Source organism: [Phormidium] sp. LEGE 05292, assembly GCF_015207735.1.
GTDB lineage: Bacteria > Cyanobacteriota > Cyanobacteriia > Cyanobacteriales > Aerosakkonemataceae > Floridanema.
Map to the genome: position 1 here is coordinate 94,591 of NZ_JADEWG010000003.1, position 15,736 is coordinate 110,326.

At 38.6% G+C, this 15,736-nt stretch carries 15 protein-coding genes; 2 read left to right on the forward strand and 13 right to left on the reverse strand.

Annotation, left to right across the window (positions count from 1 at the left end; all coding sequences use genetic code 11):
• Window positions 1-139 precede the first annotated feature (139 nt).
• A complete protein-coding gene (locus IQ264_RS02100; RefSeq protein WP_193978113.1) occupies window positions 140-613 on the forward strand; it encodes a TspO/MBR family protein in 474 nt (157 codons plus the stop codon).
• 12 nt (window positions 614-625) lie between these two features.
• Here IQ264_RS02100 and IQ264_RS02105 read toward each other — a convergent pair whose 3' ends face one another.
• From IQ264_RS02105 to IQ264_RS02130, 6 genes are all read right to left on the reverse strand, one after another.
• Window positions 626-1,975: a glycosyltransferase family 4 protein gene (locus tag IQ264_RS02105; RefSeq protein ID WP_193978115.1), complete on the reverse strand. Its 1,350-nt coding sequence runs from the start codon at window positions 1,973-1,975 to the stop codon at window positions 626-628.
• A gap of 355 nt (window positions 1,976-2,330) precedes the next feature.
• A complete protein-coding gene (locus tag IQ264_RS02110; RefSeq protein WP_193978117.1) occupies window positions 2,331-3,311 on the reverse strand; it encodes an SGNH/GDSL hydrolase family protein in 981 nt (326 codons plus the stop codon).
• Between the two features lie 101 nt (window positions 3,312-3,412).
• Entirely contained in the window at window positions 3,413-4,003 is a 591-nt protein-coding gene (locus IQ264_RS02115; RefSeq protein ID WP_193978119.1) for a YdcF family protein, read from the reverse strand.
• 23 nt (window positions 4,004-4,026) lie between these two features.
• A complete protein-coding gene (locus IQ264_RS02120) occupies window positions 4,027-4,746 on the reverse strand; it encodes a class I SAM-dependent methyltransferase (RefSeq protein WP_193978121.1) in 720 nt (239 codons plus the stop codon).
• Between the two features lie 7 nt (window positions 4,747-4,753).
• Entirely contained in the window at window positions 4,754-5,941 is a 1,188-nt protein-coding gene (locus tag IQ264_RS02125; RefSeq protein WP_193978123.1) for a glycosyltransferase, read from the reverse strand.
• Window positions 5,938-7,125: a glycosyltransferase family 4 protein gene (locus IQ264_RS02130; protein WP_228061215.1), complete on the reverse strand. Its 1,188-nt coding sequence runs from the start codon at window positions 7,123-7,125 to the stop codon at window positions 5,938-5,940. Before IQ264_RS02130 ends, IQ264_RS02125 begins: the two co-directional genes overlap by 4 nt.
• Before the next feature lie 12 nt (window positions 7,126-7,137).
• Here IQ264_RS02130 and IQ264_RS02135 point away from each other — a divergent pair, with 12 nt between their 5' ends.
• Window positions 7,138-7,941 (forward strand): FkbM family methyltransferase, encoded by an 804-nt coding sequence (locus IQ264_RS02135; protein ID WP_193978125.1) that lies wholly within the window; start codon window positions 7,138-7,140, stop codon window positions 7,939-7,941.
• On the opposite strand, the gene IQ264_RS02140 is transcribed toward IQ264_RS02135, so the two are convergent.
• The 7 genes from IQ264_RS02140 to IQ264_RS02170 form a co-directional block, all read right to left on the reverse strand.
• The gene (locus IQ264_RS02140) at window positions 7,938-9,155 is read right to left on the reverse strand and encodes a glycosyltransferase family 4 protein (RefSeq protein WP_228061216.1); all 1,218 of its coding nucleotides are present in this window, start codon (window positions 9,153-9,155) and stop codon (window positions 7,938-7,940) included. The genes IQ264_RS02135 and IQ264_RS02140 overlap by 4 nt on opposite strands.
• Window positions 9,133-10,416, reverse strand: coding sequence for a hypothetical protein (locus IQ264_RS02145; protein WP_228061217.1), 1,284 nt, complete (start codon window positions 10,414-10,416; stop codon window positions 9,133-9,135). The genes IQ264_RS02140 and IQ264_RS02145 overlap by 23 nt, the downstream gene beginning before the upstream one ends.
• 140 nt (window positions 10,417-10,556) lie before the next feature.
• The gene (locus tag IQ264_RS02150) at window positions 10,557-11,567 is read right to left on the reverse strand and encodes a glycosyltransferase family 4 protein (RefSeq protein ID WP_193978131.1); all 1,011 of its coding nucleotides are present in this window, start codon (window positions 11,565-11,567) and stop codon (window positions 10,557-10,559) included.
• Window positions 11,564-12,499: an FkbM family methyltransferase gene (locus IQ264_RS02155; protein WP_193978133.1), complete on the reverse strand. Its 936-nt coding sequence runs from the start codon at window positions 12,497-12,499 to the stop codon at window positions 11,564-11,566. The genes IQ264_RS02150 and IQ264_RS02155 overlap by 4 nt, the downstream gene beginning before the upstream one ends.
• A gap of 26 nt (window positions 12,500-12,525) precedes the next feature.
• A complete protein-coding gene (locus IQ264_RS02160; RefSeq protein ID WP_193978135.1) occupies window positions 12,526-13,224 on the reverse strand; it encodes a TylF/MycF/NovP-related O-methyltransferase in 699 nt (232 codons plus the stop codon).
• Between the two features lie 95 nt (window positions 13,225-13,319).
• The gene (locus IQ264_RS02165; protein ID WP_193978137.1) at window positions 13,320-14,414 is read right to left on the reverse strand and encodes a glycosyltransferase; all 1,095 of its coding nucleotides are present in this window, start codon (window positions 14,412-14,414) and stop codon (window positions 13,320-13,322) included.
• 164 nt (window positions 14,415-14,578) lie between these two features.
• Window positions 14,579-15,700: a glycosyltransferase family 4 protein gene (locus IQ264_RS02170; RefSeq protein WP_193978139.1), complete on the reverse strand. Its 1,122-nt coding sequence runs from the start codon at window positions 15,698-15,700 to the stop codon at window positions 14,579-14,581.
• Between the last annotated feature and the right edge of the window lie 36 nt (window positions 15,701-15,736).

Here is a 15,736-nt window from a genome sequence, read left to right on the forward strand (position 1 = left end):
GCGGTTTAAAAAAGATCGATCGCCCAACCTCCACCCCAAGATAGATGCAGAGAAGCTTACTACCAAAGATTGATTAAAGTGATTCTAAAAACCTGACACAATCACTAAAGAAACTATTTGTAAAAGCCAAAGTAAAGTAATGATTAAATCTTGGATGGCGATCGGAGCGGTAACATTATTAGTTGCGCTAGGTAGTAATATAATTTTGCCTAAAGATGTGAAGTGGTTTAAACGGTTGCAGCGTCCCAAATGGCTAACTTTTGAAGCTGCTATTCCCATTATTTGGACTATTGTTTTTATTTGTGGAGCTTGGTCAGCTTATATTGTTTGGGAAACAGATCCAGGGAGCCAAAAAACATGGTGGTTAATGGGTTTTTACCTGTTAGTGGAAATAGCGATCGTAGCTTATAACCCAGTCATGTTAAGGCTCCATAGTTTGAAAGCTGGCACCATTGTTGGCGCTATTGGTTCCATTTTAGGCGTTATTTTAGCCATAACAGTTTGGTCTGTTTCCCCTTGGGCAACTTTGTTGCTAGTTCCTTATGTAATTTGGAGTCCTATTGGAACTTATACAACTTATGAAATGATGCAACTCAATCCTGAAGATCGGTAACAATTAATTAAATTAATGTACTTGTTTCATCAATAGATCGATCTTCTGATCTGCTACTAAGGCTTTACACAAAACTTGTGCATACTCCTTAGCAATAATGTCCAGTGTAAAGTTAGACTGAAAGTAACGACGACCAGCTTTACCCATTTGATTAACTAACTGTTTGTTAGCAGCTAAATGGCTAATAAATTCAGCTAATTTTGTAGCATCACCGTTACGGAAAGTTTTACCACATTTAGCTTCTTTTACTAGGTCTCGAAGGTAGGAATGATCTTCACAAATTACCGCTACAGGACGACCAGCTGCTAAAATACCGTAAAGTTTGCTGGGTGCAACTAATCCTTCCATGCCTTCACTCACGCTCACCAAGGATAAGTCACAAGCAGTCAAAGAATAGGGAAGATACTGTTTATCTTGGTAAGGTAAAAATAAACAATTCTTTAATCCCAGTGACACTACTTGTTCTTCACAAAGTTTTCGTTTAGCGCCACCACCAATAAAGACAAACTGAATTGGTTGATCTTGTAATTGTTGGGCGGCTTCCATAATAGTTTCCATATCATGACAGCGACCCATATTACCAGAATAGAGAACGGTGAATTTTTCTACCAAGTTATATTTATGAGCAAACCAGTTATCTTTTTTGGGTATGGGAACTATTAAATCAGGATTAGCCCAACTGTGAATTACGGAAATTTTGTCAGCTACTTCTGGACATTTGGCGACAATGCGTTCTTTCATTGTGGAACTAAGAACAACGATCGCTTTAGCATTTTTCCAAATTTCTCTGTTAACTAGATTCCAGAATTTAACTAGCCAATGGTGTCCGGGAACAACTTTTAACTCTACTGCTACGTCGGGATACAAGTCGTAAAGTAAGCATACGTAAGGTAAACCAAACCAAAGATGGGCTAAGTAACCCAAAATCGGTAAAAAGGGAGGCGCAGTGGTGAGGAGGAGGATATCGCCGCGCCAACAGGTTTTTAGTAAATGGAAGGCAGATCTTAAACAAAATAATAAACCGTTGACGGCTTTGCCGCGAATCCTTTGGGGCCAAAGTCTAGCGGTGCGCGATCGTCTAATTAAAAGTTTATCTCTACGTTCAATAGCGGGTGCTGATTCTTTTTTGAAAGCATACCCAGGTTGACCTGTAAAAACGTGGATATGCAGACCTTGATGCCTTAACTGTGTAGATAGTTCCTCAATCAGTTGCCCGGTGGGAGCATAATCAGGGGGATAAAACTGAGTAATAATAGATAGTTTGACTGCTCGTTGTTGTTTAGCTGTATCTTCTTCCTTAATGCCACTTGGCTGTGGGGTTAAGAATCTCTGCAATTTCCATTTCCCTTGGCTAATTTCCATTGATGATGCCCTAAAGGTGTTTGTGAACACAAAATTCAAGACTAACTTGCTGCCACATCTTTCCTGAAAGTGTTTAATTTTTACATAGTAAATTCGTGGAAAGGCAGCCTCTACTTAAGTAACCTGTTCTTGTCTACTGAAGAGTCCAGGTCACACATTACACCTATTAACTCTACAAAACCTTTCTCCTTATTCCATAATCTAGGCGACAAAAGAGTATAAATTTTTTTGTGTGAAGGAGGGCGCTCTAATACATTTACCACTGAATTTAGCGATCTAGCCACTCTTATTCAAGGTTTCTTCAACTATGTCATTTTTTATTTGGTGTAGCTGGAGAACCAAGTGGAGGTTGTGGCTAGGAGCAGGCTTTTAACTGGCGCTGTAAGCAAAGTTGCCTAAAGAGGTTTTCAGCTATAGCTTGATGACCTTGTATAGTAAGATGCACATCATCACGAAAGTAGGTTGCTACTGTTGCAGGTGGCAAGGTTGACCAAGCGGTATGGGTGTCAACGATCGGAACTTGTAAAGATTTAAGCAACCGAAAAAACTCTGATTTATACTTTGGCACATTAGTTTTTGGTATTAAGTCGTCACGATTTGGCGTAAATAGTACGAAAACAGCTATTTTTTTCCCACGAATTAGAGTAATTATCTCTTTGAGGTACTCCATATTTTGTTTAAATTGCTGATCTGGGGTGAGAGATATGGGAGATGATGCAAAATCGCCATTTGGTAAGTTGTAGCCTAATTTACCAAGTACTAAGGGCGAAACATAACGATTCCAGGCATCCTGGGTTGCCAGCAATGGTGGATGGGTGGAAAAAGCTGGATGATGCCCAACAACGACACTGGTACTGGTAGGCTGTGTGAGGTCATGAGTGCCTATTTGTAGAATTACTGCGTCGGCGTTAAAAGTACCAAATTCCCGTAGATAACCCAATGCGTTGCCAATACCCCACGAACCAGCTGAAGCATTTAATACTTCTGCTGGATATCCAGATGCAAACAGTTCTGTCTCAAATAGTTCGGTAATAGTTTGGCTTTGGTCAGTAGGATTGCCACCATTCAAAACTGAGTCACCAGTCATTAATATTCTCAGTTCTTGCGGTGATTTTGTTAGTGTAATGGGTTCGGAGCGTTGCGAGTACTGATTGTACTGAACTTTTTTACCAAGTCGTAATAAATTTTGATTTGGTTTAAACCGATAACCAGTAAAAGAATCTGCTTGTACTAATACTGGGTTTCCTAATCCGAATGCGACTCTTAGTATCACCTCCAACCCAACAAAAACAGCAAGTAAAGAAATAGGTATCCAGTACTTTGCAGGTATTTTCATGTTGTACCCTCAAGTTTTAATTGACATCTGTGATAATTCAAAAGTCAAAAGTTAAGAAATGACGTTAAATAATTATTTAATCTTGCTTTTTAACCCATTAGTTAGATTGAAAATTTTGCTTCAAAGTGAGAGTTAAGGCTAGCTCCTGTACGTCCTGTAAAAATCCAGAGTAAGGAACGACCAATGTCACGCAAGATACGAAACCAAGATTCGGATGGTTCATCTGAAGGAACAGATATGGGAGTAAATATAATACCTTGACTACCCAGGATTAGGGTAGCAATTGCTTTTGCCCTGGTTATGTGATACTCAGAGGTAATCAGGTAAAGATGTTGAATTTTTCGACTTTTAAAGTCGTCTATTAAAGTCGTAAAGTTGGTGATGGTATCTACTGCGCGGTAGTCTAGATGCACTCTGCTTTCTGGGATGCTAAAGGCGCGAAAAATTTGGCTGGCAAATTCGGGAGGTGTACCAGAAGAAACCCAAATGTCTATATTAGGATGTTTGGTGGCGAATTGGGCGGTAAAGTATTCTCGATCGAGCCAGCTGCCGAGAGTTAGTATAGCTTGTGGCTGAGGTGCTTGGATTTTGGCGATCGCTATTCGCACCGGAATCCAACTAATTAGCACCACTAAAAAGCTAATGATTGCTAATTTAAGTAATCGATGTCCTTTGCTTTTTCGCTGCCACACAATACTAGCCTGCTGTTAAGTTTTTAAACTCTACATACCCAAATTACTGTGCTATTAAGTAAATTGCCACCCCAAGGAAAGGGAGAAAATTTTCGCTGCTGAATTTTTACTTTCTCACTCAGCAATTTCTCTATTTTACGGTAATCAAAACCTTTATGACCTGTGTAATCATTTTTCTGGGAATGGGATGAGGGAAAACTTTCTACATCCCACATAATAGCAGCAGATATCATCTCGTTAGCAGTATATTTTTCGTAACCATAATTGCCTTTGAGATTGGCAAAGTAACGTCCGATTTGTTTGAAGAAAAGTGATGGCCCAATTTCAATGGGAACAGAGATAATCATCGTCGCTCCCGGTTGGCAATAGGTTAAAATTTTTGTCAAAGCACTTTCCGCATTGCCAATATGTTCTAAGGTTTCAGTGCAGAATATTAGATCGCAACTTTGCGGGGATATTACTTTAGATAATTCTTCTGGTTTACAAAATTGAAATTTTGGGATTTCTGAAAACATTTCTTGACAGGCTTCTAGCATATAATCTGCTACATCAATGCCAATTCCTGATGAAATTATGCCTTGTTCGTAAGCGATTTTAAGTAACCAACCATCGCCACAACCATAGTCGAGTGCTTGCTGATATTTGGTATTACCTAAGAGATTTAAAACAGCACTAAATCTAGAGCGATGTGCTAGTCGGGTTAAGGGATTTCCTTGTTGTAATAAACGTTGAGAGTAGGTCATTTTGTGCTTAAGAGAAATTGATATTGTTGGGAAGTGTTTGTTTTTCAATAATGGTGCGATAAGCTTCGGTTAGTTGGCAAGCGATCGCATTCCAAGAGTAACGCTCTTTGACTAATTTTTTACCATTTTCACCTAATTGGTAACGCTGTTCTGGAGTTGCGAGTAATTGCACGATCGCACTTGCGATTGTCTCCTCTTCTCCTGGTACAATTAACCCAGCATTAGCTCTAGAAATTTCCGGCGCAATTTGAATATCTGGGGTAATAATCACAGGTAATCCCTCTGCTAACGCTTCTGCTACGGCGATGCCAAAATTTTCCGAAAAAGATGGCAATACAAATATATCCGATCCTTGCAAGAGCAAGTCTTTATCTTTTCCGGTGACAAAACCAGAAAAGGTAGTTTGAGCAGTTAAACCACTATCTGATACTAATTTTTGTAAATATTCAAGGTATTCAGGCTCACCTGTACCTGCCAAAATTAAGTGAAATTTAGTTTGGTTTAATGCTAATTTGCTGAGGGAACGAATTAACAAGTCTGGACGTTTTTTGTAATGTAATCGAGAGAGAAATAATACTATGGGAGTTGTTTGATTAATCTGATATAATTCTCTAATTTTTTGTTTAGCATCTGGCAAAGTTTCTGGTTGATTGACTCCTAAAGGTAGGGTAACTGTAGGGGTTTTTATGCCAAAATTGCGGACATCTTCAACTTCTCCTTCTGAAGTGCAATGAATAGCCGCTGCACGATGCAAATTATGACGTTCAATAAGTAGGCTATATATTTGTTTTTTGCGGCGACTTTGAGCAAGTGCCCAAGGTGCAAGTTGTCCCATTGTGCGAACTGTGTAGGGAATGTTTTGCCAACGAGCGATCGCACCAGCACAAGTTGAAGCATAAGAAAAAAGATAATGATTATCTAAAATGTCATAATTTTGGATATTTTGCCACAACCATTTAGTAATAGCTGGTGAGAAAAAATACTCTTTTAAAGATACAGAAGATTTTGGCAAAAACCACACTGGAACTTGTTCATATTCAGTAAGTTGATATAAGGGCGCATCTACATTATCATTTGTCGTAACTATTTCGGCCTCAACTTTACATTCTCGCAAAGCTTTCACTAAATTTAAAACTACTTGTGTTGGGCCACCAAGAGTTGGACTAATTGAAGGAATAACGTGCAAAACTTTCACTTTATCAACTCCGTTTGCATAATTTCTTTTAAGCTTTGTTTAAAGCGATCAAAACCATAAATTTCTCTAACTTTTAGGCTTAATGTTTCTGGCTGATACATAATTGGATGGGGATAAGTACCTTGCAATATTTTAATCAAAGTTTGGGCAATTTCTGCTGAATTATCAGGGTCTACTAAAGCTCCTAATTCGCCATGACAAAGAGCATCAACAGCGCCATCTTTAAAACCTCCTAAAGTTGGTTTACCACAAGCTAAAGCTTCTAGATAAACAATGCCAAATCCTTCGCCTTTGCTAGGCATAGCGAAGACATCACAAAGATTGTAATGATCGCTAAGTTCATTGTCAGGAATAAACCCTGCTAAGGTGACGCAATTTTGCAAATCTAGCTGAGAAATTAATTGCATAATCCGAGATCGATCGCTTCCCTTTCCCCCTAAAATATAATGGACATTCGGAATATGACGACGAATTTCTGGCAATACTTGAATAATTTGATCGTATCCTTTATATTGTTCGCTACGATCGAGTCTAGCAACTGTCAGGATAATAGAATTATTAGTTGTTAGTCCATAACGTTTTAACAGATATTCAGGTTTAGGAGTAATTTGAAAACGACTCGCATCAAAAGTGTTGGGCAACAAGATAACTTTAGTTGGATCTAGGTTTTGTTCTGCAAGAAGTCGATCGCGAGTGTAACCGCTAACTGAAATAATTTTATCCGCATTTTGCAGCGCAGTTTGTAAGGCAGGGCGATCGATATTCCAAGCATCAACACCATGAGCAACTGCCCAATAGGGAATATTTGCCATCCGTTTTAACCAATAGGCAGCAATAGTAAAATTTAAATGAGTAGATATGATTAAATTTGGTCGTTGCCAGAGTCCATATCCAAATATTTTAGTAGCAAAAGATAGCGTTTTCAAAGCAGAAGGCGCAGTTCCCGCAAAGTGAAATTTGGTATCAGGTAAAAAGGAAAAATTGGGTGATGTAGAAGTATCATGTTTGAGGAAAACATGATAATCTATATTTTGGTGTAAACTTTGTAACGCTTCCAGAAAAAAAGCTGAATAAGTTTGAATTCCTCCGGTAAATTGAAACATATTAGGAATCCAAAGATGGAGCAGCGATTTATCAGAAAGCATGGTTTGATGAGAAGTTGATATTATTTTATAAGTCGGCATTAAAGTAAATTTATGGATACTATTTCTCTGCCCTTTGGTTTACCTTGGTTGCAACCCTTCGACTTTCCTTACAAATTGGGAATATGTGATCGAATTTTCGGAAAAGCGATCGCCAAACAAAGAATTTGCTGGGCACAAACCGCCGCTGGTATCCCCTGGAAATTGGATTTGGCAAACCCCGTTCATCGCTGGATCGTTTATGGTAAATACGAAGGGCCAGAGTTTATTAACTGGGCTAGAGAGTTTTTACCTTCAGATGGAATCATTGTAGATTCGGGTGCAAACATTGGTCAAATACTACTATACCTGGCTCAGTATGTACCACAAGGCAAAGTATTAGCATTTGAACCGGGAAAAGAGCAAGGAGACTGGTTAGCAGAATGTTTAGCTGTTAATCCCACCTTACCAGTAGAATTGATTCGTTGCGGTTTGGGTGCAGCCACCACACAATTAAAACTTCGCACTCATGGGCCAGAATATATTCATGGTTACTGGTGTCAAGTATCAGAAACCGAAGGCGAACCAATTCAAATTGTTAGATTGGCAGATGAGTTAGAGAAAAGAGCGATCGAAAAAGTCGATTTGTGGAAATTGGATGTAGAAGGTTACGAAATTCCCGCTTTAGAAGGAGCGAAAGAATTAATTAAAGAAAAGCGAATTCGTGTTATTTATGCGGAACTCATGAAAGAAAACGGTCAGCGAATTAGAGAGTATTTAGCTAATTTTGGCTATAAGTGCTACTTGTTTAAACCAAACGGCAAACTTTATAGTCCCGATGAATTACCTATCTACACGAATGGATTGTTTGTACCTTAATGCAAAAGTTCTTTCACCCGATTTGCCAATTTTTGCCGATATAAACTCCAGGTTAAATGTTCGGCTCTTTGACGAGCAGCTTTTCCCATTTGTGCTAATTCTAAAGGATGGCAATAACACCATTCCAATTTTTCTTGAAGTGCTTCTACATCGCGAACAGGGATAATAAAACCTTCAATCCCATTAGTGATGATATCACCAATACCAGAGTTGGGGGTAGTAATAATTGGAATACCGCAAGCCATTGCTTCTAAAACTACTAAAGGCATTCCTTCCACCAAAGTTGGCAAAACCAAAACATTGGCACTGCTGTAGTAATTATTTAAAGAAGCATGGGGAACAGAAGGAACAAAGCGAACTTTTTCCAAGTATGGCTGCAAGTAATTTTCGGGAAATTCATTCAATCCTACTAGAAGTAATTCCGCTTCTGGTAATTGCAATTTCTGCCATGCTTGGAACAAATAGTGAACGCCTTTTCGGGGGCTAACTCTACCGACGAATAAAGCTCTAAATAGAGTATCTGTTTTCGGTTTAGGTTGGAAATAATCAATAGGTGCGCCAAAGGGAATCACACTAATTTTTTCTGGTTTTACCCCTGCTTCTACTACAGAATTTTTCACAAAAGAAGAGGCGACAAAAATGTGATCTGCTAATTGGATTTCCTGCTCTTTTCGCTCAATTTTCCAAGCAGGTTCTCGCGCTGCTTGTAATGCTGATACTAGCTCTGGAAAGTTGTTTGCTTCTTCGGTTTGAATATCACGACTGGCACGATAGAAGAGAATTGGCAAATCGTAAAAACAAAAAATTCCCTGTTGTTTAGCAGCTTGAAATGTGGCAGCAGCGCCATCTTCGTAAGCATAAACGGCATTTAATCCTTGGAGGTGATGTTGGGAAACGTGGCGATCGATCGAAGCATAAATCCAATCTACAGTTTGTTGTAAACTAATCCCTAAACGGTTATGCAATCCCGTTCTGACTAAAGCAATTCGGAGTGCTTCTTTTTGCGGATGCGATCGCAGAGAAACACCTTCAGGAGCAACCCAAGTACGTCTTCCTAATTCATCAGCAACTCGTTTTTTAATAGCACTTGGCAGTAAATTTAAATAGCGGGAAAATGAGCCTTTTGGATCGTAGGCAATTGTAGTAATTATTTCCGATAATAAACCTGCTTCCGACAAAGCTAATGCAGCTTCACGGGAGTTCGGATTCCCCATCGGGTGAATCAGGGAGATGCGCGGACTGGACATGGAGTTGCCACCAGTATAATTGTTGTTGCCAATTTGCCATTTGTTCTAGTCTAGGCAATAGGAAAATGAAGCTAGTCAGAAACCAAAAATAGACTGAAAAAGTATGATGAAAAACCAGCTGTCCATTGAGCCAAATTAGCTGAATTAGGGAAGCTGCAAGTGCTAATTGCCGCAAAAATGGCCTTTTAAGTTTCCAAAATACCAGCAAAAGAGCAATAGCAATACTTATTCTCATTCCGTACCATAAAATAAATCCGATCGGTCCTAGTTCCAAAACTATTCGCCCCATTTCTCCCTCAAAACCTACAGGAATTATTTCACCAGCTGGTAAACCTAATCCTCTGCGAAGTGTGGGAGTTCCTGGGTGTGTTGCTCCAGCGCCATAACCGTCTAAATCCTTATATTTAATAAACTTTAATGGCTCTGACAAACTGCCAGAAATCCGTTCGCTTATATCTTGGTTTTTAGTTGTTCTTCGTGAGAATTGATCGATCGCTGGAGCAAAGCATATACCAATTACAATTGCCACCACAATAACAGGCAATGAAAATTTGAACAACCAACGTAAAGTATTGGAAGGCTGACTGATACCTCTAATCCCTATATAACCCAATAAAAACAATACAGAAGCCAAAGTAACAGTCCGAGAGCCGTTCATCACAGAGTTAATAATTATTAGAAAAAATTCCCCAATAGAAAGCCACAGCCATAATTTAGTCTGTCTGAGAGTCAGCATCGGTACTAGTAAACCGAAGCAGACAAAAAGATATCCTGAATAACTGTTAATGTAAGAAAAAGTTCCAGATACTCTTACTGCTGAACTTGCACCAAAACCAAATGTAGCTACTTGCACATTTGTATCACCTGCATAGGCATTTATCGGGCTGGAAACCGGACTGTAAAATTGTAATATTCCAATGATTCCCGTGAGAAATATTAATAAAAACTGCGTTCTCAAAAATTTATAAAAATCTTCTTCTGTTTCAAAAATTGTCGGCAAAATCCATATTAAAGGGACATAAAATAGATAAGCTTTTAATCCCAATAATCCTACTAATGGCGAACCTAAACTAGGATTTAATGCTTGAACTAAGCACCAACCAGCAACTATAAATATTATAATATTTATAAAATTATTAGTAATGGGAATTTTTTTTTCATTTCGTAAAAACAAAAAATACTTGATGTAAGCTCCTAATAAAACTAAGTCTTTTAAAAAATAAATCATCTCGCTAGCTTGAGGTAAGAGCCATTTTCTCAGTGCACCCTCAATTACCAAAATAAAAAATACAGATTTAACAGCAGTACGCCAGTTAAAAAACGAAACAAAAAAGATAGCTATAACTATTATTAAAGCTAGAAATTTTATCACTGCATTGCTCTCTCAAAAACTTTTAAATATTCTTTAGCAACCACTGTTTTTTTATGATTTAATAAATGTAATTTTGCTGGTTTTCTGTATTTATTTAACTTCTCTGAATTAGTCAATAAATCGAACAAAGCTTGGGTTAAAGCCTGAACATTACCGTTGGGAAAAGTTACTCCGCAAGGGCCGATCGCATCTTTTAAACCTCCTCCCTCTGAGCCAACAACTACACAGCCACAAGCAATACCTTCCAATGCGACAATACCAAAAGGCTCTTGCCAGCGTGATGGTACAACTAAAATTTTATGACCATTTAATATTCTAGCTAACTCCTTTTCCAGCTTCACACCAACAAAGTCTACCTGAGCGTCAATTCCTAAATATTTAGCTTGTTCACGTAGGTTATCTTCTTCTGTACCACTACCGATTATAGTCAGTTTTGGAGTTAATCCCAAATGTTTGATATTACCCATAGCTTCTAGTAATAAATCAGCACCTTTATCTGTTACCAAACGTCCCAAAAATACCAGTTCTTTGTTGCGGGATATTTCTGGGATTTCGGAGAATATCTCTTCCTGATAAGGATTAGAAATCACAGTTGATGGAGTTGACAAACCAGCCGCAATTGCTTGACTAACAGAAATATTACTAGCAAACCGAATACACAATTGTTTCAAATAATCTTGCCAACCAATACTACCATTTGGGCGAGTATACCAGTTATTATGAGATACAATCCAAGGTTTAGGACGAATCAATAAAGGCCAAAGTCCTTTTAAACTGATAGTAGGTTGAAAATAAACTTCACACCAATCAACTAATTTTAGTAATTTTTGAGGATTTGGCTTGCGGAACACTTCAAAAGGAAAATTTTTTGAGTCAGTTGCCACAGTTTGAGTGACTATTTTTACTTCATTTCCTTGAGCAACAAACTCGTCAGCCAAGATAGAAACAACTGTCTCTGTTCCGCCAACACTGGGATAGAATAAAGGTGAATAAATCAGAATTTTCATTGAGAAGATTTGCGATTAAAAAGGATACTCCAACCTTTATTTTTCATACGTTGTATTGCCCGCGATGGCTCTTTTGTTGCTAGGTAATTAGGTGGTTCCCAAGGATGAGGTGTACTTTGCTTGGTTGAGGGTTCCAGCAGTGGCTTCCAAAACCCTTTTTTGATTCTGAATATCGTATATCCCCGATCTTCTAAGAACTGGGTAACAGGAGTGGGATAAGAGTGATGTTCTTCAAATACAATATCGCGGATTTGTTGTTGAGTAATTAAGCGATCGGCTCCTTGTAAAACTTCAAATTCATGCCCTTCAACATCAATTTTAATTAAACCTATCTGGGCTTTATTATCAATAAATTCATCCAATGTTGTCAAAGGAACTAAATAACTTTGTAAGTCTTTTTTTTCTAGTTGTTCGTCCAAACTACCCGTCTCTGAAGCAAGGGAAGCTGTCCCTCTATTTTCTGTAAAATTGTTAGGTAATTTCAGCATTCCTTGACCAGATTTATTAGAAAGAGCGATTTGTTTAGTTATAATTTGATGCCATCCTAACTCCTTTTGCCATGTCTGGATATTTTCTAATAGTTCTGCATATATTTCCGGTAATGGTTCAAAACTTATAACTTGGCCTTTTTTGCCTACTTTATTAGCCAGAATACTGGTTATATAACCAATATTGGCACCCACATCAATAGTTGTCTCCCCAGGTTCAACTAATCGCCAAATTAATTCGCTGATACTTAAGTCATAAATACCCATTATCCAGATCGATCGACCAATAACTTCATTGGGACGAATTTTAATTTCTACACCCCAAGGCAGCTTGACTGTTTCAAATTCATGACTGGGTTTATTGAGTGGATGATAAAGCCGATGATATATTTTGATTGGGTTGAAAATATATTCCGGTCTATTTAGATGATTGATTAGTTGCATGGCTATAATCTAGACAGAGCTGTATTCTACTGTGGCTTTTGAAAGAAATAAGCTTCCCGATCAATTTGTACCAATTGTACTTTTTCATCCAGATGATTCAGAAATTCGTCAGTAGCGATTCGACAACCCTGAAAAGCTCCATAGTCATTTATGACTACATATCCACCTGGTTGAACATACTGATAAAAAGTTTCAAGAGAAAGCTTTACTGGATCGTAAAAGTCGCAGTCAATATGTAGTAAAGCAATCGGGCCTTTTTCAGCTTTTGGCAAAGTATCTTCAAACCATCCAACCACAATTTCAAAGTCTTCTTCAGGTATATTTAAGCGTTGCATAATTCTACGAGTTTGAGCTTCACTTCCAATGAATTGGCCTTGAATTGCAACTGAATACTTATCGTCAAGTTCTGAAGCAGCTGGCATTCCAGCAAAGGCATCGTAAAGCCAAAGGCGACGTGCTAATTTGCTATTTATCATTTCATACGCTAAAACTCCTGCACTACCACCACGATAAACGCCGCACTCAACAAAGTCGCCAGGAATTCCCATTCTTTCGACGCGCTGTGCTAATTCTTTTAAGAAAAAGAGGTTGAGATTAGAAAGTAGTGTATGGGGACGCACCGTTTTGATTGGTACTGGTAAGCCCAAATACCGAATGTCTTCTAAAAATTCGACTAATGACAGGGGTAGGATACGGCGAATTATAGATAAATTCTTAAACATCATAAGCTGTACTTTTAATAATTGAAAGAACTTGCATTTAGCTAGTAGGTTGGTCTTTTGACAGTAATTTTACACTTAATTTATGATTGTTGTCTTAACTAATTTTCTTTGTTTTCCGTCAGGTATGAGGCAAAGGTTTTTGCTTGTTGTGACAAATTATGGGTTTGATACCAAGTGTAGGCGTTGTCTGCGATCGTCTGACCTAATTCCAAACTTAGTTTGCCTAGTGGACGATCTGCTAGCCAGTAATGTTTCCCTACTTCCAATCCATCCCTTGATTCCTCAGCGTAAAAAGTCCCAATTGGAATCATCTTATGGGCGCAATAAGCAGCAAAGATGGTTGATTTAGCGAGGTAATCTAGGGGATAGTCAAAAAAACCTACTATGGAACTAGATAGGATCTTACTTACCTCTTCTGCTGCTGTTTTTCCCATTGCTACCATTGGTACTCCATTGATGTCAGATATTTTCAGTCCGATTGGTGGCCCGATATCTATGATTTCCTCAATTGCTAATTCTTGGCAAATATTTCCTAAAGCAGTTAGAGACCTCTGATAAACCCTACGTCTAGTGCTGCTACCACCAAACACTACTAACCTTTGGCAACGCTCTGCCAGTGATGGCGCTTGCTCTGGTTCGCCTATATTAGAAAAAACTGGCAGTATGGGAACTTGGCTTTTTTGCCCTAAACTTAATTTGTATAGCAAGTTGGCATATATTTGTTTGCTTGTCAGACAGCGATCGCTCAGTCGAGAAAGGCGGGATGCCAAGTTTTTTTGCACAGGGGATAACCAAAACGAACTTGCCCATATTGGCCCGGTGGCGTAAAGTTCATGGAACATGGTAACGAGAGTACGATCGCTCCTAGTATTCCGCCACTGCTGCAAGCCGTCAATTAACCAAAAAGGACAACCCCGCTTGGCATAAGCGTAGCTGACATAGTGTAGCAAAATTACAGTTGATGGGCGAGAATTATTGTTTAGTAGGGATAGTAAGGTAGAGACAGAGCGATCGCTCACTTTGCTAACAGAAAATCCTTCAATTTCATCTTCTCCAACCCATTTTGGATTACCAACAATAAAATGTGTATCTATAGCGAAGTCTTTACGAAGTTGTTGAGCCAAATTAAGTGCATAATCTCCTACACCATCAATAGTAGGAGGAAGACCAGAGACAATAGAAACTATTTGCATTGTACTCACTACTTCTCGACTCAGCAGGTTTTAGGATTAAAATTTTACTATAGTTATCTCGTCAATAGCCTGGTTATACTGATTATTTCCGTTTATTTGCCAACAAAATTCTTGCTCAATTCAAGGTAAATAATTGGTACAATAATAATTATCATAATATCTTCTTAACTCCGTTTTAAATCCGAAATAGTCCACTGGTAATAGAGGTTTGACAATTTATTGATATTCTTATCCCATGTTAGCGATCGCACACGCTCCCAGCCGTTTTTCGCAATTTTTATTCGCATTTCTTCATCTTCCAACAAACGTAAAACGGCATTTTCCATAGCATCAATATCATCAAAATCGCACAATATAGCTTGCTGTTCATTGTCCAATTCTGCACCAAAACCCGTCGGCGTAGTCACAGATGCACAACTACAAGCCATCGCCTCAGCAAGCGCAATGCCAAAACCCTCATATTGTGAAGGAAAGAAAAAAACCTTTGCTTTGGCTAAACCGTTGGCTATTTCCCGATTAGAAAGACGAGGATGAACCACTATTTGGGGATGTAAATAGGTCGGAAAATAACTTAATACAGCATCCCTAGCTCCTCCTGTGCCATAGACATCAAAATACACACTTGAGTTTTTTGTCAAGACTTTGTTCATAACTGCACTTAGCTGGTTTAAACCTTTACGCGCAGTCCAGTTACCCATAAAAGCCACTCGATTTTGCTTTTGGGTGATGAAAGGCATGGACAAATATTCTTCATCTAATCCAGGTTCAACTACAGCTGTTCGTTCGACGGGGTAAAGCCCTAAATTCAAAACCCACTTTCGATCTAATTCGCAAAGTGAGACAAAAGCATCAGCATAAGCGAAGGCCATTTGGGAAAATCGGGCATGAGTTTGTTGGGCGAACCAATTGTATAATGGATTGCGAATTGGGTTGTAAGCTTGGGAGCGATCGCGATCGATTAACTCTAATCCATTAGTGTGAGCAACCAGCAAAGGTCGTTTTGGCAACTTCGATAATTGCCAAGTCGCCAACCAAAATTCATCTCCATAAAACTCAATCACATCATATTGAGTCATTCGCAGTTTTTCTCTAACTAAATTCCAAGCACCCCAAGCTTGACGAAATTTTTTAGCTCTACCTATACCATGCCAAGTTTCGTAATCCTTGGGTTCAGCTACATCAACTGAATGTCCCAGGTTTTGTAATCCTTGGGAGTACATTAACACAGTTTTTCCCGAACCAGATTTGGGATCTAATGGGCAGTTTGTAAGAGAGAAAATTTGCATTATTTTATGCTTAGTTTATATATCTTCATCAATTAA